The sequence below is a fragment of the Nocardia sp. NPDC055053 genome, assembly GCF_053608285.1.
The window spans coordinates 282,647-302,614 of record NZ_JBSGVD010000001.1; the positions used below are offsets into that span (position 1 = coordinate 282,647).

The 19,968-nt window shown below is 69.7% G+C and carries 18 protein-coding genes; 7 read left to right on the forward strand and 11 right to left on the reverse strand.

The genetic code is table 11. From position 1 onward, the window contains the following. Positions 1–90 precede the first annotated feature (90 nt). Positions 91–1,104, reverse strand: coding sequence for an SGNH/GDSL hydrolase family protein (locus tag ACWF82_RS01220; protein WP_452496745.1), 1,014 nt, complete (start codon positions 1,102–1,104; stop codon positions 91–93). Between the two features lie 402 nt (positions 1,105–1,506). Here ACWF82_RS01220 and ACWF82_RS01225 point away from each other — a divergent pair, with 402 nt between their 5' ends. Further along, positions 1,507–2,421 (forward strand): AraC family transcriptional regulator, encoded by a 915-nt coding sequence (locus ACWF82_RS01225; protein WP_452496747.1) that lies wholly within the window; start codon positions 1,507–1,509, stop codon positions 2,419–2,421. A 4-nt stretch (positions 2,422–2,425) separates the two neighbouring features. Here the strand turns inward: ACWF82_RS01225 and ACWF82_RS01230 are convergent, their stop codons facing one another. After that, complete coding sequence (locus ACWF82_RS01230; protein WP_452496749.1) at positions 2,426–2,833, reverse strand: RidA family protein; 408 nt, start codon at positions 2,831–2,833, stop codon at positions 2,426–2,428. 36 nt (positions 2,834–2,869) lie between these two features. Between ACWF82_RS01230 and ACWF82_RS01235 the strand changes: the two genes are divergently transcribed. After that, positions 2,870–3,478: a TetR/AcrR family transcriptional regulator gene (locus tag ACWF82_RS01235; protein ID WP_452496751.1), complete on the forward strand. Its 609-nt coding sequence runs from the start codon at positions 2,870–2,872 to the stop codon at positions 3,476–3,478. Here ACWF82_RS01235 and bla read toward each other — a convergent pair. Next, positions 3,471–4,367: a class A beta-lactamase gene (bla, locus tag ACWF82_RS01240; protein ID WP_452496991.1), complete on the reverse strand. Its 897-nt coding sequence runs from the start codon at positions 4,365–4,367 to the stop codon at positions 3,471–3,473. The genes ACWF82_RS01235 and bla overlap by 8 nt on opposite strands. A 171-nt stretch (positions 4,368–4,538) precedes the next feature. On the opposite strand from bla, the gene ACWF82_RS01245 reads away from it, so the two are divergent. From ACWF82_RS01245 to ACWF82_RS01255, 3 genes are read left to right on the forward strand one after another with little or no spacing between them, the layout of a single operon-like run. Then, positions 4,539–5,414, forward strand: a complete 876-nt coding sequence (locus ACWF82_RS01245) for a LysR family transcriptional regulator (RefSeq protein WP_452496753.1) — start codon at positions 4,539–4,541, stop codon at positions 5,412–5,414. Further along, positions 5,411–6,301: a serine hydrolase gene (locus ACWF82_RS01250; RefSeq protein WP_452496755.1), complete on the forward strand. Its 891-nt coding sequence runs from the start codon at positions 5,411–5,413 to the stop codon at positions 6,299–6,301. The genes ACWF82_RS01245 and ACWF82_RS01250 overlap by 4 nt, the downstream gene beginning before the upstream one ends. Positions 6,302–6,340: 39 nt before the next feature. After that, the gene (locus ACWF82_RS01255) at positions 6,341–10,069 is read left to right on the forward strand and encodes an arabinosyltransferase domain-containing protein (protein WP_452496757.1); all 3,729 of its coding nucleotides are present in this window, start codon (positions 6,341–6,343) and stop codon (positions 10,067–10,069) included. A gap of 189 nt (positions 10,070–10,258) precedes the next feature. On the opposite strand, the gene ACWF82_RS01260 is transcribed toward ACWF82_RS01255, so the two are convergent. The 3 genes from ACWF82_RS01260 to ACWF82_RS01270 are packed head-to-tail and all read right to left on the reverse strand — an operon-like array spanning position 10,259 to position 12,251. Beyond that, on the reverse strand, positions 10,259–11,152 hold the full coding sequence (locus tag ACWF82_RS01260) for a LysR family transcriptional regulator (RefSeq protein ID WP_452496993.1): 894 nt from the start codon (positions 11,150–11,152) through the stop codon (positions 10,259–10,261). 23 nt (positions 11,153–11,175) lie between these two features. Continuing rightward, positions 11,176–11,766, reverse strand: coding sequence for a hypothetical protein (locus ACWF82_RS01265; protein WP_452496759.1), 591 nt, complete (start codon positions 11,764–11,766; stop codon positions 11,176–11,178). Between the two features lie 44 nt (positions 11,767–11,810). After that, on the reverse strand, positions 11,811–12,251 hold the full coding sequence (locus ACWF82_RS01270) for a hypothetical protein (protein ID WP_452496761.1): 441 nt from the start codon (positions 12,249–12,251) through the stop codon (positions 11,811–11,813). A 132-nt stretch (positions 12,252–12,383) separates the two neighbouring features. Between ACWF82_RS01270 and ACWF82_RS01275 the strand changes: the two genes are divergently transcribed. After that, positions 12,384–13,004, forward strand: a complete 621-nt coding sequence (locus tag ACWF82_RS01275) for a TetR/AcrR family transcriptional regulator (protein ID WP_452496763.1) — start codon at positions 12,384–12,386, stop codon at positions 13,002–13,004. Positions 13,005–13,114: 110 nt separating this feature from the next. Here ACWF82_RS01275 and ACWF82_RS01280 read toward each other — a convergent pair whose 3' ends face one another. From ACWF82_RS01280 to ACWF82_RS01290, 3 genes are all read right to left on the reverse strand, one after another. Continuing rightward, a complete protein-coding gene (locus tag ACWF82_RS01280) occupies positions 13,115–14,206 on the reverse strand; it encodes an alpha/beta hydrolase (protein WP_452496765.1) in 1,092 nt (363 codons plus the stop codon). Between the two features lie 229 nt (positions 14,207–14,435). Next, positions 14,436–16,106 carry a serine/threonine-protein kinase gene (locus ACWF82_RS01285; RefSeq protein ID WP_452496767.1) on the reverse strand — a complete coding sequence of 557 codons (1,671 nt, stop codon included), beginning with the start codon at positions 16,104–16,106 and terminating at the stop codon, positions 14,436–14,438. Positions 16,107–16,200: 94 nt separating this feature from the next. After that, positions 16,201–17,103 carry an extracellular catalytic domain type 1 short-chain-length polyhydroxyalkanoate depolymerase gene (locus ACWF82_RS01290; protein WP_452496769.1) on the reverse strand — a complete coding sequence of 301 codons (903 nt, stop codon included), beginning with the start codon at positions 17,101–17,103 and terminating at the stop codon, positions 16,201–16,203. A 215-nt stretch (positions 17,104–17,318) separates the two neighbouring features. Between ACWF82_RS01290 and ACWF82_RS01295 the strand changes: the two genes are divergently transcribed. Next, positions 17,319–18,431, forward strand: coding sequence for a metallophosphoesterase (locus tag ACWF82_RS01295; RefSeq protein ID WP_452496771.1), 1,113 nt, complete (start codon positions 17,319–17,321; stop codon positions 18,429–18,431). Here ACWF82_RS01295 and ACWF82_RS01300 read toward each other — a convergent pair. Both ACWF82_RS01300 and ACWF82_RS01305 read right to left on the reverse strand, forming a co-directional pair. Beyond that, the gene (locus ACWF82_RS01300) at positions 18,400–19,050 is read right to left on the reverse strand and encodes a TetR/AcrR family transcriptional regulator (protein ID WP_452496773.1); all 651 of its coding nucleotides are present in this window, start codon (positions 19,048–19,050) and stop codon (positions 18,400–18,402) included. The two genes, ACWF82_RS01295 and ACWF82_RS01300, sit on opposite strands and share 32 nt — an antisense overlap. 103 nt (positions 19,051–19,153) lie before the next feature. After that, positions 19,154–19,846 carry an LppP/LprE family lipoprotein gene (locus ACWF82_RS01305; RefSeq protein WP_452496774.1) on the reverse strand — a complete coding sequence of 231 codons (693 nt, stop codon included), beginning with the start codon at positions 19,844–19,846 and terminating at the stop codon, positions 19,154–19,156. Positions 19,847–19,968 lie beyond the last annotated feature (122 nt).

Consider the following 19,968-nt stretch of genomic DNA (forward strand, 5'->3'; position numbering starts at 1 on the left):
CCCGACTGCCACTCGTGCCCCGAGGGTTCATCACGTGTTCGATTTCGATTCGTTACCGAATCGCAAAGTGCGCAGTCCCGCGACCTGCGGTTATGCCAGAATCGCCTGGCCGATCGCCGCCGCCATCGCCGCGTAGCCGGAGTCGTTGGGGTGCAACTGATCACCACTGTCGTAGGTCTCGGCGAGCCGGGCAGGGTCGGTGGGATCGGCCATCGCGCGGTCGAGATCGACCACCGCGTCGAAGGCGCCCGCCGAGGTGATCCAGCTGTTCACCTCCATCCGGAGGCGATCCTTGTCGGCCGAGTAGTACGGCGACCCCGCGAACGGCAACAGCGTCGCGCCGATGACCCGGACGCCCGCCGCCCGCGCCTGGGCGATCAGCTCGCGATACCCGGCGACGAGCTGTTCGGCCGAAACCTGCGGGGAGAGCTGCCCGTCCGGGCCGGCCAGGCCGGCGAGGCCGATGTCGTTGATGCCGATCAGGATGACGGCCGTGCTCACCCCCGGCTGTTCGAGGACGTCGCGGCGGAAGCGGGTGAGCGCGCTGTCGCCGAGGACGGTCGAATCGGTGAGCAGCCGGTTGCCGCTGATCCCCGCGTTCACGACCGCGCCAGGTCGCCCCGCGGCGGTGAGGTGACGGGTGAGGTGGTCGGGGTAACGCTGGTCGGCGTCGATTCCGGAGCGGTAGCCGTCGGTGATCGAATCACCGAACGCGACAGTGACATCGCGAGCCCGGCCGGGGCGGACGGTATCGATGCCCGCCAGGTAGTACCAGGATTGGGAGGACTCGGTGAAGGCAGCGGCGTCCGGTGCGGCGGTGTGGTCGCCGGTGGCACGGTAGCTCGTCGCGGCGGCCTGGGCGTGCTGGGTGGCGGGTCCGGTGGGCTCGGCGAAGTACAGCGTCACCGTGATCGCTTCCCCCGCCGCGATCGGCGTGGTCACGAGATCGCTGGAAATCTCTGTGCCCGGGGCGATCTCGAATGCCGCTGCCCCGGTGACGGTCAATCGACTCACCGTCTCCGGGATCACGGCCGCGCCGCCCGCGCTCCGGGCGACCGTCGCGCCCGCGACGGCGAGCGGTGTCGTGCCATACCTGTTCGACAACCGGACCCTGACCTGCGGTCCACCGTCGGACAGCCGAACCACTTTGGCGGACAGACTGATCGGCGAAGCCCTCGGCCGACCAGTTCGGCGTCACCGCGGTGGCGGGGTGCTGGACCGCGGCCGCCCACGCACCCGACCACTCCGGCGCCGGGGTTTCGGCACCGCACGCCACCAGGGCTGACGTGGTCGCGCCCGCGACGAGCAGGGCAGCGCGACGTGCGAGCACCGTCGCCCGCTTGTCCGTAGCGGCGGGCTCCATGACGGCTCCGTCGACCTCGATCTTCATGTCCTACTCCTTGCTCATCGGATGCGTGAACTCAGCGTATGAGCACAGAGTGAGACAAGAAATCATCTGGAATCTTGCTCAGATGTCCATTCGTCTCGCAGAGTATGGTTTCTGACATGGATCTACTCAGCGACGTGTTGGCCACCGCGCGCACCGGGCGTCCCGCCTCCGGCATGTTCGTTCGCCACGCGCCGTGGGGGCGGGCGTATCCGCGCGTGGACGGTGCGGGGTTCCATGTGGTTCTCCAGGGTTCGTGCTGGTTGACGCGGCCCGATGCGGAGCCGATCGCGCTGGGCGCGGGCGACGCGGTGTTCATGCCGCGCGGTGTCGCCCACGATCTGCTCGACCAGCTCGACAGCCGGATCACCGAGGCGGCCGGACCCGGCGACATCCGGTTCGTCGACGGTCCCGGCGCTCCCGCGACGCTGCTGTGCGGTTCCTATCAGCTGGCCGCCGACCGCACCCACCCGCTGCTGACGGAACTGCCCGAGGTGGTGCACATTCCGGCCCGGCTCGGCACCCATCCGTCGCTGCGCGCCGCCGTCGACCTGCTCGCCGGCGAGCTCACCGATACCCGCCCGGGCGCCGACGCCGCGATTCCGCCACTGCTGGATCTGCTGCTGCTCTATCTGCTGCGCGCCTGGCTCGCGGAGACCAAGGAGTCGCCGGGGTGGGCCGCCGCTGTCGCCGACGCCGACATCTCCCGAGCGCTGCGCGCCATCCATGACGACCCCGCGCACGGCTGGACCGTCGAATCCCTGGGCGCCCGAGCGGGTCTCAGCCGAGCCGCGTTCGCCCGGCGGTTCACCAGTCTCGTCGGCGAACCGCCACTGACCTATCTCACCCGCTGGCGCATGCTCGTCGCCGCTCGCCTGCTCCGCGACACCGACCGGCCGCTGGCGACGGTGGCCCGGCACAGCGGCTACGGCTCCGAATACGCCTTCGGGAAAGCGTTCAAACGTGAATTCGGCACGGCCCCAGGGCGTTATCGCGCGACCGGCGCGGCGGTCCTGGTCGCGGGTGCGCGGTAAACGGTCAGGCGAGGACGGCGGTGGCCTCGACTTCGACCATGAGGTCGGGTTCGCCGAGCGCGGCGACGCCGAGCAGGGTGATCGGCTTGACGGGGTCGACGCCGAGCTTGGCCGCGGCGCGGGCGACGCCTTCGCCGAGGAGCGGGAACTTCTCGGGGCCCCAGTCCACGACGTAGATGGTCAGCTTCGCGACATCGTCGAAGCTTCCGCCGATCTCGGCCAGCGCGGTGCCGATATTGAGGTAGGCCTGCTCGACCTGGGCGGCGAAATCACCGGCGCCGACCGGGTTTCCGTCGGCATCGCGGGCGACCTGGCCTGCCAGGAAGACCAGCCGCGAGCCCGTCGCGATCGACATTTGCCGATATACCTCGGGCTTGGGCAGCCCCTCCGGATTCACCAGTTCCACAGCCATGGTTGTTAACATAGCATTGATATGTAATCTGAGGCTATGGCCAGGACGAAGAATCCCGCGGTGCGGGCGATGCTGATCGAGCGGGCGGCGCAGTTGCTGCGTGAACGTCAGCCGGTCACGCTGCGTGGACTCGTCGCGGGGACGGCGGTGTCGACGATGGCCGTCTATACCTATTTCGACGGGATGGACGGGCTGTGGCGCGCCGTCCGGCAGGAGGGGTTCACCCGGCTGGCGGCGCGACTGGCCGAGGTGCCCGACACCGACGACCCGGTGCACGATCTGGCCGCGCTCGGCAGTGCCTACCTGGCCAACGCGCTCGCCAACCCCGATCTGTACCGGGTGATGTTCGACGCCGGGTTCGCGCTCGAGGATGCCCCGGCCGCCGATGCCACCCTGGAACGTCTCGTCGTCGCGGTTGAATCGGCCAGGGCGACAGGCCGTTTCCGCTCCGACGTCGAGCCGCTCGACCTGGCGACCCAGAGCTGGACCATCGGGCACGGGCTGGCGGGCCTGGTCGCGACCGGCCCACTGCCACCGGCCGCCCTGGGCTACGGCATTCCCCTGCTCACCGCGTTGTTCGTGGCGGCGGGTGATGCTCCCGAGCGGTGTGCGCGGTCGGTGGCGTCGGGTTGGCGCGTCAGTTGAGTTCGCCCACAGCTGCTTTCGTCGCTTCCGCGACGAGTTCGTTCGACGGTTCGGCGTTCTGCTCCGATTTGGTGGACAGGACGGCGAGCACGAGTGGCGCGCGGCCCGGCGGCCAGGCCACGGCGACATCGAGTGCCGAGCCGTAGGCCGGGGTGCCCGTCTTGTCGCCGACCACCCAGTCCCCGGGCAGGCCCGCCTTGATCCGTTTGGCCCCGGTGACACTGGCTTTCAGCCATGCGGCGAGCTGGGTGCGTTCGGGTTCTTGTAGTGCGGTGCCGACGACGAGGGCTCGATAGCTGGCGACCAGCGCCGTGGCCGTGGTGGTGTCGCGTTCGTCGCCGGGGATCGCGGTGTTGAGTTCGGGTTCCCAGCGGTCAAGGCGGGACACGGTGTCCCCGAGCGTGCGCAGGAAGGCGGTGAAACCTTCGGGGCCGCCGAGCAATCGGAGCAGCATGTTGCCAGCGGTGTTGTCGGACCGGGTGATCGCGGCATCGCAGAGCGCGGTGACGGTCATGCCCGTGTCGACGTGCTCGGCCGTCACCGGGGAGTTCACGACGATATCGGCGGCGGTGTAGCGGATCACCTGGTCGAAGTAGCCGGTCGACAACGGATGGGCTCGCAGGAGACCGCCGCAGGCAAGGCCTTTGAAGGTCGAGGCCATCGGGAAGCGTTCGTCGGCGCGGTAGGTGACGGTGCGGTCGGAGCCGGTGTCGACCACCGACAGGCCGAGGCGGGCGCCGTAGGTCATTTCCAGGGCGGCGAATGTGGACGTGGCCGTCGACGTCTCGGGGGTGGCGGTGGCACCGGTGCTGTTCGAACAGGCGGTGAGGACGACGGCGGACAGCGCCAGCGCGGCGGCGGCGAGGCGCCCGCGGCGAGTGTTGATCACGGAGGGAGTCACCACTGCACCAGATCACCGCGGGCTGCGGCCAGGCCAATACCGGAGACCCGCGAGTCCTAGTCGCCTTCGATATCGACGCAGGTCGCCGACAGGACAGGGGCGAGAACAGTGGTCCGCCCGCGGCCGATCGGGGGTGGTCGCCGTTCACGCGCTGGTTCAATGGCCGACATGGATCTGCTGCGTCATCTCCGGTTCTTCGTCGCAGTCGCCGACGAGGGCCACTTCGGGCGGGCGGCAGCCGCGCTCGAGATGACGCAACCGCCGCTGTCCCAGGGTCTGCGGCGGCTGGAACAGCATCTCGACCTCGAGCTGATCCACCGCACCAGTCAGGGCGCGATGCTCACCGCCGCGGGTAGGCAACTGCTGCCACGGGCCCGGCTGCTCGTCGACGACGCCGATCGGCTGCTCGCCGAATCGGAGCGGATCGCCCAGCGCAGCGGGACGGTACGGTTCGCGGCCACGGCGGCGCTGCCCGACCGGTTGGTCGCCGCGTGCGTCACCGCACTGCGTGCATCCGGCGGCACGGTCTCCACCGCGCTCGGCCCGACCGTCGACCTCGTGACGGAGGTCAGGGCCGGGGTGTGTGATGTCGCGGTGATCGAGCATCCGGCGCTGGTCGACGGCGTCGATGCCGGGCCGGTCGTGAAGCTGCCGCGCTGGCTGGTCGTGCCCGCCGAGCACCGCACCACCACCGCCGAACGCCCCACCTTCCCGATGCTCGCCGGTCTGCATTTCGCGCATCCGGCCCGCGCCGCCAATCCACCGGCCTTCGACACCGTGCTCGACCTGCTGCGCGAACGCGGGCTGGACGCGACCACCCTGACCGCCCCCGACGACCGGGCCGTACTGGCCGCGGTCGCCGCCGGCACGAGTTTCGGTCTCACCGCCACCCCACCGACGCCGACACCCGGTGTCGCCTGGCTGACGCTCGCCCCGCAGTCGGTTGCCTTGCGGGTCAGGATCATTCGCCGTGCCGATGCCGCCGCACATGCCGGCGTCCTGGATCGGGTGCTCTACCGGGAGCGGCTGCGATGAGCTCGGCGGCCGAGCGGATCCGGGCCGTCTTCGCGGACGCGGGCTGCACCGGGTGGCTGCATGCCCGCCGCTGTGACGACTCCCCGGCCGAAGTGACGGTCGGCGGGCGTGAGCGGGTGGTCACCGCGTCGGTGTACAAGCTGCTGCTGTTCGTGGCGTTCTGCCGGCAGGTCGACGCGGGCCTGATCGATCCGGTCGCCCGGCTCACCGTCGACCCCGCCGACTGCACCCCCGGCCCGACCGGACTGGCCGCCCTGCGCGATCCGGTCACCCTGAGCCGGCGCGATCTGGCGACCTCGATGATGACGGTGTCCGACAACGCCGCCGCCGATGTGCTGCTCGGCGAGATCGGCCTCGCCGCGGTAGCGGATCTCCTCGACGAGCTCGGGCTCACCGAGACCCGCATCGTCGGCGGCACCGCCGACCAGCACCGCAGCCTGGTCCGCGACACCGACACCCACACCACCGCGGAAGCCTTCGCCGCCCTCGCCGACAACGACGAGGCCTGGACGGTCTCGGCCTACGACCCCTCCTACGCCAGCGCAACCACACCGGAGGAGATGACCCGGTTCCTGCGGCTGCTGTGGAGCGGGACCGTGTTGTCCACGGCGAGTACCGAATTCGTGCGCACCGTGATGGGCAGCCAGATCTGGCCGCACCGGATCGCGGCGGCCTTCCCGCATCGCGGTGTCCTCGTCGCGGGGAAGACCGGCACCATCGGCGTGATCCGCAACGAGGTCGCGGTGATCGAGTTCCCCGACGAAACCCCGGTCGCCGTAGCGGTTTTCACCCGTGCCGCCCGCGCCGACCCGGCCCTGCCCGTCGTCGACGCGGCCATCGGCGAAGCCGCCCGCATCGCCGTCACCGAACTACGCCGCCCCCGCTGACCCACCACGCCCGGTCGGTGATGGTTAGCATCAGCGTTCGTGGGTGGAGATTCTTCCGGCTTCGGCCGGGTGCAGATGGCCGGGATCGTGGCGGGGGTCGCCGGGGTGGCGCTGGCGGTGGCGGCTCCGTTACTGCCCGTTCAGCAGGAACGCGCGAGCCTGGATTGGCCGCAGCCGCAATCGATGCAACTCAGCGCGCCACTGGTGGACTACGTGCCGCTGGCACTGGACGCGAGCATTCCGTGCACGGCCCTGCGGGACATGACCGGCGCGACGGTGTTGTCGACGGTTCCGCCGCAGGCACCGCGAGCGGGATCGAAGGGTCTGGTCGCGCGGATCGAGGATCGCCCGGAGACGGGCCGGACTCTCGCCGTCGTGCTGCGGGATCGGCTGCTGCTCAGCGCGTCACTGGCCGATATCGCCGGTACGCCGGGGGATGCACCGCCGAGCGGTGTGCCGGGTTCGTCGCCAGGCGGGGGTCAACCGTCCGGCACCCCGCCCGCTGGTAGCGCCCAGCCTTCCGGCACCGAACCTTCGCGCAGTGGCCCGCCTTCCGGTGCCACTCCACCCGGTGGCACTCCGCCCGTCGGCGCGCCTCAGCCCGGCAGCGATCCGGGAGCGCCGTCCCCGGGCAATGCCGCGCCTGGCGACGGCCGGCAGATAACTGGACCGCCGCCGGGAGTCCCACCGTCAGCGACCAATCCGCCGACGGGCGCGCCGACGGGCAACCGCCCGCCGGGTGCCGATACGCCGCAGGGTGGTGGAACACCTGGTGCCGCATCGGAGAACGGGCAGGCTGCCCGATGCACGGCATTGACCATCACGTCGACCGCGACGAGTACGACCGCCGAACTCGTCGGCCTGACCAAGGCCGACGGTTCACCGATGCGGACGACCATCGATGCCGATGTGCGTCCGCAGATCGTGGGCGTGTACACCGAACTGGACCGGGGGCGGATCGGCGATGCGCGCCTGCATGCCGAGATCGATGCGCGGTTCTCGTCGAGTCCGAGCGGATGGAAGCTGGCGGCGATCATCGGTGCCGCGCTCTGCGCGCTGATCGCGCTGATCTGTCTGCACCGCAGCGATATTCGTGACGGGCGCAGGTCCCGGCGGATCCTGCCTGCCCGCTGGTGGCGGTTCACCGGTCTCGACGCGACGGTCGCGGGCACGCTGGTCCTCTGGCATGTGATCGGCGCGAACAGTTCCGACGACGGCTACATCCTGACGATGGCGCGGGCGTCGCGGGAGGCCGGGTATACGGCCAACTACTACCGCTGGTTCCAGGTCGCCGAGGCACCGTTCGGCTGGCCGTACGAGGTACTCGCGCAGATGACCCGGATCAGCGATGCCGGGTTGTGGATGCGGCTGCCCGCGCTGCTGGCCGGGCTGGTGTGCTGGCTGGTGCTCAGCCGGGAAGTGCTGCCGCGCCTGGGTTCCCGGGTCGCCGCGAGCACACTCGCTCGCTGGACCGCGGCCCTGGTGTTGCTGGCGATCTGGTTGCCCTACAACAACGGCCTGCGCCCGGAACCGTTGATCGCGGTCGGCGCACTGCTCACCTGGTGCTCGATGGAGCGGGCGATCGCGACCCGCCGCCTGCTTCCTGCCGCCGTCGCCGTCCTGATCGCCGCGTTCTCCCTGGCCGCGGGACCGACGGGACTGATCTGCCTGGCGGCCCTGCTGGCCGGTTCACGCCCTGTCCTGCGGACGATCATCGCCCGTGCCACCACAGGTTCGGGGTCCATATCGCTGCGTTATGCGGCGTTGCTGGCGCCGATCGCCGCCGCGGGCACCCTGGTGCTGGTCGTCGTCTTCGCCGACCAGACGTTCTCGACCGTGCTGGAGGCCACCAGGGTCCGCCAGCTCGTCGGCCCCGACATGTCCTGGTTCGAGGAACGCACCCGCTGGGATTCCCTGCTGTCGGTGAACCCCGACGGCTCCCTGGCCCGGCGATTCGGCGTCCTCGCCATGCTCCTGTGCCTGGCCGTCGGCATCCTGGTGACCCTGCGCCGCGGCGGCCGCATCCCCGCGACCGCCCGCGGCCCCGTCACCCGCATCCTCGCCGTCACCTTCATGGCGCTGCTGCTGATGATGTTCACCCCCACCAAGTGGACCCACCACTTCGGCGTCTACGCGGGCCTGGCGGGCGCCCTCGCCGCCGTCACGGCGGTGGCCCTGAGCCGCGCCCTGCGCCCGTACCTGCGCACCCTGTTCGCCGCGGCAGTCCTGTTCCTGCTGGCCATCTGCTGCACCGGCTCCAACGGCTACTGGTACGTCTCCGGCTACGGCGTCCCCTGGCCCGACCGACCCCCCACTCTCGGCGGCATCGAGGTCTCCACCCTCTTCCTCACCGCCACCGCCCTGACCCTGCTCGCCGCCCTCTGGCAGTACTACCGGGCCCCGGACGAGAACGCCCGATCGCTCGCAACACCAACAGCTACACGGAATTTCAGGTTCCCTGTGGTCGCCCCGCTCGCGGTGGCCGCTGCGGCGATGGTGCTGTTCGACGTGGGATCACTGGCTACGGCGGCTGTCTCGCAGTACCCCGCGTATTCGGTCGGGCTGTCGAACCTGCGCACGCTGACCGGCGATCAGTGCGCGATGGCCGATGACGTGCTGGTCGAGACCGATACCGCCGACTCGCTCCTCACGCCGTACACCGGCACGGTCGCCGACGGGCTCGCCGCCGAGAACACCGGCTTCACCCCGAACGGAATCGGCAGCCTCGCTCCTGATCCCGGCCCGGGTCAATCATCCGCTCCCCCATCGGGTTCAGGTCCCGCGCCCGGCGGACCAGGCGGCGCAGGCCCAGGAGGCGGCACCCCCGGTGGCCCCGGCCCGGGCGGCGGTGGGCCTGGCAGCTCAGCACCGAGCAGCCCCGGCGGATCGGTTCCCGGTGGCGCGGGCGGACCGGCTCCGGGTGGACCGGGCGCTGCACCTGGCGTCAACGGCAGCACGGTGGCGCTCCCCTTCGGACTCGTCCCGGAGCGCACTCCGGTGCTCGGCAGCTACTCCACCGGCGCACCGCAGCGCACCCAGTTGACCACCCAGTGGTACCGGCTGGATCTGGCTGCCACACAGCGGGATCCCGCGTATCGGGTGCTGATCCTGACCGTCGCCGGGCGCATCGAATCCGTGGCGCCGGACGGTTCCCGCCTGCCTGGTCAGCGGGTGCGGGTGGAGTTCGCCCAACGTGCGGACGACGGAACCGTCACGCCCCTGGGCGATGCCACGCCGCCGACGGTCGGCGGCGCACCGGGCTGGCGCAACCTGCCGATCGACCTGGATCAGGTGCCCGCGGGCACCACGGCGGTCCGCCTCGTCGCCGAGGCCGGTGAACCCGATCCGATGCAGTGGCTCGCGGTCACTCCGCCGCGGCTGCCGAAACTGTCGACGCTGAACACCGTGGTCGGCAGCACCGATCCCGTGCTCGCGGATTGGCATGTGGGACTGGCCTTCCCGTGCCAGCGCCCGTTCGACCACCGCACCGGTGTCGCGGAGATGCCGCTGTGGCGGATCCAGCCGGACAAGCTCAACGCGCAGGTCTCCGAGACCTGGCAGGGTGACACCGGCGGCGGGCCGCTCGGCTGGACCGGCATGCTCATGCAGTCGCGCACCATCCCGGCCTACCTCGCCGACGACTGGACCAGGGACTGGGGCGAACTCCAGCGCCTGACCCGCCTGGTCGCCGCACCACCGGCCGAGATCACCGTCCGCGAAGACAGCGTGTGGGGCTGGGCGAACGAAAGCCCCATCAGGACAAGCTGATACGGGGTTCCGGTAGCAATCGCCCGAAGAACAACAGAGGTGGTATTTGTCGACGAGTTCGGCCTCGAGCAGGGTGTGCGATAGCGACCCGGTGCCGAACTCAGCATCGCCACTCGAAAAGCGACCCGACAAGCGGTACTCGGCAACGCAGCGCTGAGCGACAGCTCACGGTGATCACCACGCTGTGCGTCACTGCGATATCGCGGCCTGTGAGACCGTCTCCAGGAACAACTCCACGACAGGATCCGGTCCCCCGGTCGGCCACATGAGGCCGTACTCGATCGGGGGCGCGTCGCGGAAGGGCACGAAGACCGTCTGCGGCCAGGCATGGAAGGTAGCGGCTTGTAACGCGACCGGACTGACGCCGACGCCCTGGCTGACGTGAACCAGCACCTCGGCCCAGAAGTTCGTCGCAGGGCCCTGCGGAATCGGCCGCCCGGTGGGAGTGCGCCGTGGAAAGTGGTGGTCCATCCAGTAACGCGGAACGAGTTCGCCGGCGATGGTGACCAATGTCGTGTCGGCCAAATCCTCCAGCGACACCGACCCTTGTCCGGCGAACCGGTGTTCTCGCGGCACCAGCAGGCCCCGCGGTTCGGAGAACATGATCGGGCCCGTGGTGATATCGGGTTCGGCGATCGGGAACTCGGTGAGCTGCACATCCACCGCGCCTGAACGCATGCGGCCGAGCGGGTCGGTCAGCTGGATCTCCGCTATCTCGACAGCGATGTCCGGGTACCGCACGCGGAAGACTTTCGCCGCCTGTGCGATCAGATTTCCGCACCAGGGTGTGGAAAAACCAACCGTGATGGCACGTCTCAGGTGGCCGCCCCGGCTTGCCGCGAGAACGCTGGCCGAGATCTGGTCGTAGGCGGGCCGCAATTGGTCGCGCAGTTGCTTGCCGAGCGGTGTGAGTCGAACGCTGCGGCTGTTGCGTTCGAACAGTGGCGCGCCGATGCGGCGTTCCAGCTTGCGGATCGCTTGGCTGATGCGCGGCGTGCTCACGCACAGACGCGTTGCCGTCCTGCCGAAGTGCAATTCCTCGGCGAGGGTGAGAAAAGCCTCCAACTCGAGACGTTCCAGCATGGACAATACCCAGCCATTTCGGTTCAGCCGCGGGCCAGTTCCTCGGCCATTCGGGCCGTGATGGTGGTCAGCACGCGGGCTGTGATCGCCAGGTCCTCGGGTGCGACCACACCGTAGGCGGCTGTCACGATCGCACCGGATTCGGCGCGGACCTTGTCGGCGAGGGACTTGCCCGCGGCGGTAGGCTCGAGCAAACCGTCCGAAATGACGTGCAGCAGGCCGCTATCGAGCAGTGCTTGCAGGCTGGACTCGACGTCGGCGGGATCCCACCGGGTGAGACCGGCTATCCGGGTGATGTGGGCGGCCCGCTCGACCGGCTCGGGTGCTGCCAATGTCTGGTTCAGCACGATCCACTGCTTCTCGTCCAGGGTGGTGCCGGCGAGTGCTCGGGTCAGGACCGCCGTGTGGTGCTTCTCCGCCTGGCCGATGATCGCAGGGTTCAGCGTGGCCGGGACGGCGACGGCGGACGGAGCCGAATCGGTCGTGCTCGTAGCCGCGACCGTGGTGTTCGAGCGCGGCCCGGCCTCGCCCATCGCTCCGTTGCAGCCGGCGAGCAGTAGCGCCGCACCAACGACCGAGACCGCGACGCCGACGGTGACAGTTCTTGTGAACATTGTGAAACCCATTCCTATTCAGGTGCTTCAGATACCGATCGGGTTCAGGCGTGGGCCAGTTCGTCGGCCATGCGCGCGGTAATAGTCACCAGCACGCGGGCTGCGATGGCCAGCTCCTCAGCGGAGACCGCGCCGTAGGCGGGGCCCAAGATCTTGCCGGACACGCCGCGCACCTGGGCGACCGTGTCGCGACCGGTCTCGGTGATTTCCACCTGGCCGCCGGCTGATTCGGCTAGCAGCCCACCCTCGATCAGGGCGGTGACGGCGTCGGCGACAGTGGCGGGTTCCCACTGGGTCATCCCCGCGACCGTGGCGATGTGGACAGAGCGCTCGACCGGGCCGGCGGCCAGGGCCTGGTTCAGGGTGATCCAGCGCTGCTCGTTGAGCGTGGTGCCGGACAGGGCGCGGGTCAGGATGGCCGTGTGGTGCTTCTCGGCCTGGCCGATGATCGCCGGGTTCAGGGTGGCGAGGGCGGTGGTGCTCATTGCGATCTCCTTGTTCGGGGTGGTACTCGATGATGACGCCAATACTGACACTAAGTTCCATATCTGCGCAAGTGTCAATTAGCACTCAGTATCTTTCGTGCTGGAGGTTCGCCTTTGCGTTAGGCTCCTGATATGCCGATCGACGACCGCGCTCTGCCACTGCGTGAACGCAAGCGGCTCCGCACCCGCCGGGCTCTCGCCGACACCGCCCTGCGGTTGTTCGCGGAGAAAGGCTTCGCCGCCACCACCATCGAGGAACTGGTCGACGCGGCAGAGGTCTCTCGCAGCACTTTCTTTCGCGCCTTCCCCACCAAGGAGGCCGTCGCCATCGAGGCCGAAACCGAGCTCTGGACGGGCTATCTCGACGCCCTGGCCGAGAGCGACCTCACCGGGCCGGTCCTCACCGCACTACGCGAGGTCCTCATCGACGCTGCCGCCGCGCTCCCGGAGGACTGGGACGAGCGCTACATCACTACCCGTCGACTGGCCCTCACCGCACCCAGCGTGCTCGGCCATATCGACTACACGCGCTCCGGTGTGGAGAATCAGGTCGTCGCGCAGCTGACCGCCAAACTCGCCCTCCCGGAGGGTGACCTGCGGCTCCGTATCCTCGCCGAACTGGCCACCACCGCCTGGAGCCACGCCGGCCGCGGCTGGGTCGCCGCCAACGGCACCGGTGGCCGAGCCAACCTCGCCAACCGCCTGCACGAAGCCTTCGACGCCATCCCCGACGCACTCCAACTGTCGACGTGATTCTGTTGCCACTCGCCCCACTGAGATCTACGGTCCGACCTCCGGCACCAACCAAACAGAAACCGCCGTTGCCTCCAGGGAGGCAACGGCGGTTTCGCTTGCGGGACAGACTACTTCGGCGGCTCACCGGCGGGCGGCTGGCCACCCGGCGCACCGGCGGGCGGCTCACCACCGGCAGGCGGCGCACCGGCGGGCAGCGGCTTGCCGATATTGCGCGCCATATCGGGCATCAGGCGAATGGCGACCTGCTCCCAGGTACCCCAGTTGTGGATGCCGATGTCAGGGAAGTCGTAGCTGACATTCGTGTATCCCAGTGCGGTGATGCGCTTTTCGAACGAGCGGGTGTTGGCCAGCGCGATGGCCTCGAGCGGCATGCCCTGGGTGATCGCGTCGATCGAGGACAGGTCCTGGTCGGCAGGCTTGGCGCTACCAGCGGAGATGTAGAGGCGGGTGTTGTTCGCGATCAGCTTCTCGGCGAACCCGTACGGATCCATCCGCCGCCACTTCTCGCTGCCCGCGGGCGCCATCGCCTCGATGTTGTAGCCACCGCTGGCGATCATCGCCGCGCCGAGCGCCTCCCGCATGCCCGGCATCGACATGTGCAGGTAGCCCGACAGCGAACCCGCGTAGGTGAACTGCTCCGGATGGTAGGCCGCCATCAACAGCGCCGCGCTGCCACCGCTGGACAGGCCGACCACACCGTTGCGGGTCGAGCTGAAGCCCAGCCTGCTCTTCAGCGCGTCGGGCAGGGTCTTGGTGATGAAGGTTTCCCACTGATAGGTGTTGACCTTGCCGTTGGTGTCCTCCCAGCCGCCGATGGCCGACCCGGAGTCCGCGCTCGGCAGGGCCGACCCGTCAGGGTTGACGCCGAAGAAGTTGCTCGGCTGCTCCCAGTCGGCGTAGAAGCTGGACTGCCCGCCGACCGGCATCACCACATTGATGTTGAACTTCGCCATCTGCGCCGGGATGGAGGTGTGCTTCTCCCAGCCGTTCAGGTCGTCCTCGGCACGCTCACCGTCGAGCAGGTAGACCACCCGGTCGGTGTTGCCGTCGGCCGCCCGGATGATGCGGGTGTTGATGGTGCCCATCGAGGAATCGACGCGGAAGTCGATCGCCGACGGGTCGGCATCCGCCGTCGCGGGACCCACCGCGGCGACCGACGCCCCGAGCGGCAGCAGCGCGGTCACGACAGCACCGGCCATGGTGCGCCGGAGCCTGCTGGATCTGGGTCGGCGCTCCTGCGCCCCTCCCACAGTTACGCCAAGCATGATCGGAGTTCTGACCTTTCCGTTGTGCGGCACCGCCGCTCCCCACTCCACCCGACCGCGACACGACAGTCTGCGGGCGGATCCTGCCGGGCAGCATAGCGCGCCCCAGATCCGGCGGGCACATCGAAAACCGATGTGACGCAGCTCTCTTCGCGTCGTGTGCTCAGCCGACGGGGTCGATGCGGGAGACGCAGAATCCGTTCGCGGCATGGTCGAGGGTGAGGACCACCTTCTTCGACGCACCGTCGATGCTGGTCACCGGCGCGCTGACGGTCACGACCGAACCCGCGGTGCTGTCGACCGTGAGCGCCTTGTCGTCGAAACTCCGTGTGCCCTTCAATACGATCCACGGCTGGGCGCCGGTGCACACCAGGGGGTAGTCCAGTTCCACGTCGGCCGGGTTCACCGGATGCCCGACGAACCGGCTCAGATAGCGCTCGGCGGTGTAGCGAGCCTGCTCGTCGGTGAGCAGGGTCGCCGCCCGGTCGCTGACGAACGGGCAGCCGTAGGTGGACCGCAATTCGCTGGGGCGCAAGCTCACCTGAAGCACGTCGTTGCGCCAGTACGGGCCGAACTCGCCGAGGACTCCCGGGCGCCGGACCGCGTCGAGGATCTGCTGGACGTCGCTGTACATGCGGGGGATCTCGGCGGGCGACTGGGTCCAGCACTTGCGGATCAGCGCGCTCATATCGCCGGCGAGGACATCGTCGAGCCAGGGACGCAGGACCGTCGCCGCGGTCGGGCTGTCCGGCACGGCGCCGATCTGCGCCGCCGACGAGGGCGACGGCCCGCCGGAATCACCGCTCATCGCACGGTCTTTGGCGGTCAGTACGGCGAACGCGGTCACCCCGGCCACCACCGCCGCCGCGCCGACTCCGAGCAGGATTCTCCGTGCTCGCGACGTGCCCGGCGGTGATGCGGGATCACGCGGGAACCGTGGCAGCGACGCCCGCGTTTCTCGCGGCAGCACTGCGGTATCCCCCGTCACCGGACTGCCGGTGAGCGCCGCGACCGCCGCGTCGGCGAGCGCACCGCAGCTGGCGAACCGGTCGTCCGGGTTCTTCGCCATGGCGCGCGCGATCACCGCGTCCATGGCAGGCGGCAGCGCCGGATTGCCTGCCGACGGACGCGGCGGCGGTTCGATCAGGTGCGCACTGATCAACGCGGCCGGGCTCTCCCGCTGGAACGGAACGAAACCGGTGAGCAGCTCGTAGAGGGTGCCGCCGAGGGCGTACACATCGGTGCGCACGTCGAGTGGATCGCCCTCGAGCTGCTCGGGTGCCGCGTACGCGAGGGTGCCGAGCACCGAGCCCGCCGAGGTGAGGCTGGTCGTCTCGCCCATGCTGCGGGCGATGCCGAAGTCGGTGACCAGCACCTCGTCGCTGCCGTCCTCGGCGCGCGCGATCAGCAGGTTCGCCGGTTTGATGTCACGATGCAGCAGGCCCTGCCGGTGCGCGTAGTCCAGGCCCTTGGCCGCCTCGGCGACGATGCGCACCGCCCGCTCCGGTGTGAGCACCGACAGGCCCTGGCGCAGCAGCTGTGCCGCGTCGAGGCCGTCGACGAACTGCATCGCGATCCACAATCGGTCACCGTCGACGCCACGGTCGAAGATCTGCACGATATTCGGGTGCCGCAACCGGGCGGCCAGGTCGGCCTCTCGCTCGAATCGCGCCCGGAAGGTCGGTTCCACCGCGAGCCGCGCGTCGAGGACCTTCACCGCGTCCCGGCGCGGCAGCCGCGGGTGCTGCGCCAGATAGACCGCGCCCATTCCCCCGCCACCGAGCCTGCGTTCGATGCGGTATCCCGCAAGGCTCGCCCCTGGCCCGAACTCCATCACCGCTCCTTCGCATCACGACCACCCACGTGACTGCGCCCAGGCTATCCGCCGTGACGCGCCGTTGTCGCAGGTCGGATTCGCCTGTGCCACTTCAGCGGTGGTGCGCGGCGAAGAAATCCCAGATCAGCGGGGTCGCGTCGAATGCGTCGGGCGGGCGGTCCGGATCGAGCCGTTCGAGCGGGGACAGCTCGGCGCCCGGCCACCGGTGCCCCGCACCCGCCACGGTGACCAGGTCGACCGCACGCCCGTCGCGGCAGCTCGCCCGCAGGGTCGTGACGCGATCGTCGATCGTCGATACCGGAGGGGCGCACTCGTCGACAGCACGCCAGAACTCGTTCAGCTCCGGCACCGACGGTCCGTCGATCCGGGCGACGCCGCTGCCGGGCGCGCCGTCGTAGCGGATGTTCTCGTCGTCGGTGCCGTGCACGTGGATCACCGAGGTCGGCGAGGGGTGCGGGCAGTCACCGAGCTGGGTGCCCGCGACGGCACCGACGGCGGCGGCGATCGAGGTCCGGCAGGCCATCGAGTACGCCATCATCGCGCCGTTGCTCATGCCGGTGAGGTAGATCCGGTCGCGGTCGATCGGCACGGTGCGGACGAGCTCGTCGATCATCCTGGTCAGGAACCCCACGTCGTCGACGCCGGTGCGGCCCGGATTGCCGCAGCAACCGCCCGCGTTCCAGGCGCGGTCGACGCCATCGGGGTAGGCGACGACGAACCCGCCCGCGTCGGCCTGCGCGTCCCAGCCGTAGGCGCGTTGCGCCTGCTCGCCGGTGCCGAGTCCGCCGTGCAGCACCACCACGAGCGGGGGTCGTGCCGGGAGCGCGGCAGGCCGGTAGACCCGGTAATGGCGAGTCCGGCCGTCGTGCTCGAGCACCTGCTCGGTCGTCCCCGCGACGGCGGTGTCATCGGCCCAGGGGTCGCGGAGGGCGACGATTCCGACGACAACCAGCACGACCGTGACAGCCGCGGCAGCCAGCAGCGCGATCCGCATGCGATCAGTCAACCGGTCCGCAGCCTGCCAGGCAACGAGCCGATCGATTTGGCGACAAGCGTCGCGATCCGCGCGCGATCAGGCAACCGGCCAGCGCGCCACCGGGCAACGAGCCGATCGATCCGGCAGCGCTAGGCTGGATGACCTAGTCGTGGCCGCGACCCTCCGGGCGGCCCTGCGCAGGACGGGACCCCGTGAGATTCGCTGTACGCCTGATGTTGATATTGCTGATTCCGGCGCTGCTGTTCGCCCTGCCCTGGTGGACGCTGGTAGCGGCGCCCTCCGGCGGCAGCGGACCGCTGTTCTGGATCGGCACCGCGGTCTGCGTGCTGGGGTACCTGTGCCTGCCCGCCGCGATGTTCCTCGGTCACGGACCAGCCCAATCCGACCCGGCGGTCATCGTCGGCGACATCATGCTCGGCGTGCTGTGGGTCGTGTTCTCGTGGTCGGTGATCGGTGTGCTCGTCCGGAGCGCACTGGCGATCGCCGGGGTCGACGGCGGGCAGGCCGCGCGGATCGTGGCGCTCGGGGTGCTGGTGGTCTCGGTCGCGCTGGTCGCCTACGGCGTGTACGAGGCGCGCCGGGTCCCGCGGGTCCGCACCGTCGACGTCGCGATCCGGGGCCTGGCCGAAGGGCTGGACGGACTGCGCGTCGTGGTCGTCACCGACACCCACTTCGCCGCGCTCGACCGGCTGCGGTGGTCGGAGCGGGTCGTCGACGTGGTCAATGCCCAGCGGCCCGATATCGCCTGCCACGCCGGTGATCTCGCCGACGGTTCGGTGGCGAAGCGCAGCGCCCAGGTCGACCCGCTCGCCCGCGTCGAAGCCCCGCTCGGCCGGTTCTACATCACCGGCAACCACGAGTACTTCGGCGACGCGCAGGGCTGGATCGACCACATGGCCTCGATCGGCTGGCAGCCGCTGCACAACGAGCACCGGATCGTCGACCGCGACGGTGACCGGCTGATCGTCGCCGGTATCGACGACCCCACCGGCACCGGCCTGCCCGGCCACGGTCCCGACCTGCCCGCCGCGCTCGCCGGCACCGACCCTGACCTGCCGGTCGTGCTCCTGGCCCACCAGCCCAAGCAGATCGCCGACAGCGCCGCGGCCGGTGTCGCCCTGCAGATCTCCGGGCACACCCACGGCGGCCAGATCTGGCCGTTCCACTACCTGGTCCGGCTCGACCAGCCGGTTGTCGCGGGCCTGAGCAGGCACGCGAACAACACCCAGCTCTACACCAGCCGCGGCACCGGCTACTGGGGCCCGCCGATGCGGGTCTTCGCGCCCAGCGAGATCACCGTCCTGGTGCTGCGTCCGGAGCGGTGACCGGCTGCGACCAGGTGGCGGTCGGCAGCAGGTTCGCGGTGAGCGCGTTGGTGGCCACGGTGGCGACGAGATGCGCGAGTTCGGTTGCGCGCGTTGGATCTTCGTCGAGTACGACCAGCCATGCGTAGAGCGGGCCGAGCAGCAATGCCTGGACGAGCGCCGCGTCCGGCCGGTGGGTCAGTTCGCCGCGGGTGATCGCGCGGTCGAGCAGGGTCGTGATGATGCCGCGTTCCACGGCAAGGAAGGTCTCCGCGAAGCGGGTGCGCAGCCCAGGGTCGGCGCGGATATCGGCGAGCAGGCCGGTCAGGGTGCCGGATCCGGGGCCGCGCACCTGCCCGGCGATCCGCTCGGTCAGCGCGCTCAGGTCGCCGAGCAGTGTCCCGGTGTCGGCGGGCGATTCTTCGCGCTGGTCGTGCAGCAGAACCGCGAAGGTCATCTCCTGTTTGGTGGCATAGCGCCGGTAGATCGCGGCTTTGCCGACGCCGGCGGTCGCCGCGACCGCGTCGACGGTCAGGCCCGCGTACCCGTTCGCCTCGATCACCGCCCGCACCGCCGCCGCGATCGAGGTATCCACCCGTTGTTCGCGGGGGCGTCCCCCCGCTTGTTTCGACGTCGCCATGGTGCCATCATACGAAACCACCAGTTTCGATACCGATAGTTTCGTACACCACCACTGGAGGTACCGCAACTGCACTGCTGCCGGCAGGCATCCGCCGGGACGCCTAGCGGTGCGGCTGGGTCACTTCCGTCGGCAGCGGCGCACTCATCGTGACCTTCGAGCCGGTCCAGGTGTAGGTGATCGTCGCCGGGCCACCCTGCGGTGCGGCGAACGGTTCGTCGGCGACCAGCCACTTGTAGTCGACGGTGACCGCGTTACCGCTCGCACCGGCGACATAGGTGAAGGCGTAGGCCTCGGAAGTGGCTGTGCCCAGCCACTTTCCGTCGTTGAAGAACAGGATGTGGATCGGCGCGCCCGCCGAGTTGCCGCCTACCGCCCGCACCCAGAGCAACTGCCCACAGTTGCCCGGCTGATCGGCCGAGGCCTGCGAGGCGACCCAGCTGCCACCGAGGCGGGATAGCGCGTTCCGCACGCCGGTGGAGGCGGGATCAATGCAGCGACCCGGTCCACTGATGTCGTTGGTGGGGGCCGGATTCGGGGCTGTGGTGTCCGGTGCCGACGTTTCCACGGGCGCCTCGGTGACCGGGGCAGGCGCCACGGTACCCGGGACATCAGGCGCCTGAGTACCGCCGGGAGCCTGGGTGACGGGCGGCTGCTGACCGCCCGACGGCTGAGCGAAAGTCGCCGATGCCTTACCCGTCGATGTAGTTGTCCCCGAACCGATTTCCCCACTGCAGCCTGCCACCGACGCCGCGGCAACGGCGATCAGCGCACCCATCCGAACTGCGTTCTTCATAATTCCTCGATTCGTGTCCCCGTCGCGCCACCTCGCGCGTACTGATGACTCCATCGGGACCCTGACCAGCCCTGTTAGGCCAAATCCGCCGATCCTCACCCTAGGGTGCGAAATCGTCACCC

Coding starts and splice junctions, on each gene's coding strand:
- ACWF82_RS01275 (WP_452496763.1), top strand. CDS start 12,384: ATGCCGATCGACGACCGCGCTCTGCCACTGCGTGAACGCAAGCGGCTC.
- ACWF82_RS01245 (WP_452496753.1), top strand. CDS start 4,539: ATGGCCGACATGGATCTGCTGCGTCATCTCCGGTTCTTCGTCGCAGTC.
- ACWF82_RS01290 (WP_452496769.1), bottom strand. CDS start 17,103: ATGCGGATCGCGCTGCTGGCTGCCGCGGCTGTCACGGTCGTGCTGGTT.
- ACWF82_RS01285 (WP_452496767.1), bottom strand. CDS start 16,106: ATGGAGTTCGGGCCAGGGGCGAGCCTTGCGGGATACCGCATCGAACGC.
- ACWF82_RS01295 (WP_452496771.1), top strand. CDS start 17,319: ATGTTGATATTGCTGATTCCGGCGCTGCTGTTCGCCCTGCCCTGGTGG.
- ACWF82_RS01235 (WP_452496751.1), top strand. CDS start 2,870: ATGGCCAGGACGAAGAATCCCGCGGTGCGGGCGATGCTGATCGAGCGG.
- ACWF82_RS01250 (WP_452496755.1), top strand. CDS start 5,411: ATGAGCTCGGCGGCCGAGCGGATCCGGGCCGTCTTCGCGGACGCGGGC.
- ACWF82_RS01225 (WP_452496747.1), top strand. CDS start 1,507: ATGGATCTACTCAGCGACGTGTTGGCCACCGCGCGCACCGGGCGTCCC.
- ACWF82_RS01260 (WP_452496993.1), bottom strand. CDS start 11,152: ATGCTGGAACGTCTCGAGTTGGAGGCTTTTCTCACCCTCGCCGAGGAA.
- ACWF82_RS01280 (WP_452496765.1), bottom strand. CDS start 14,206: ATGGCCGGTGCTGTCGTGACCGCGCTGCTGCCGCTCGGGGCGTCGGTC.
- ACWF82_RS01265 (WP_452496759.1), bottom strand. CDS start 11,766: ATGTTCACAAGAACTGTCACCGTCGGCGTCGCGGTCTCGGTCGTTGGT.
- ACWF82_RS01305 (WP_452496774.1), bottom strand. CDS start 19,846: ATGAAGAACGCAGTTCGGATGGGTGCGCTGATCGCCGTTGCCGCGGCG.
- ACWF82_RS01270 (WP_452496761.1), bottom strand. CDS start 12,251: ATGAGCACCACCGCCCTCGCCACCCTGAACCCGGCGATCATCGGCCAG.
- ACWF82_RS01300 (WP_452496773.1), bottom strand. CDS start 19,050: ATGGCGACGTCGAAACAAGCGGGGGGACGCCCCCGCGAACAACGGGTG.
- ACWF82_RS01230 (WP_452496749.1), bottom strand. CDS start 2,833: ATGGCTGTGGAACTGGTGAATCCGGAGGGGCTGCCCAAGCCCGAGGTA.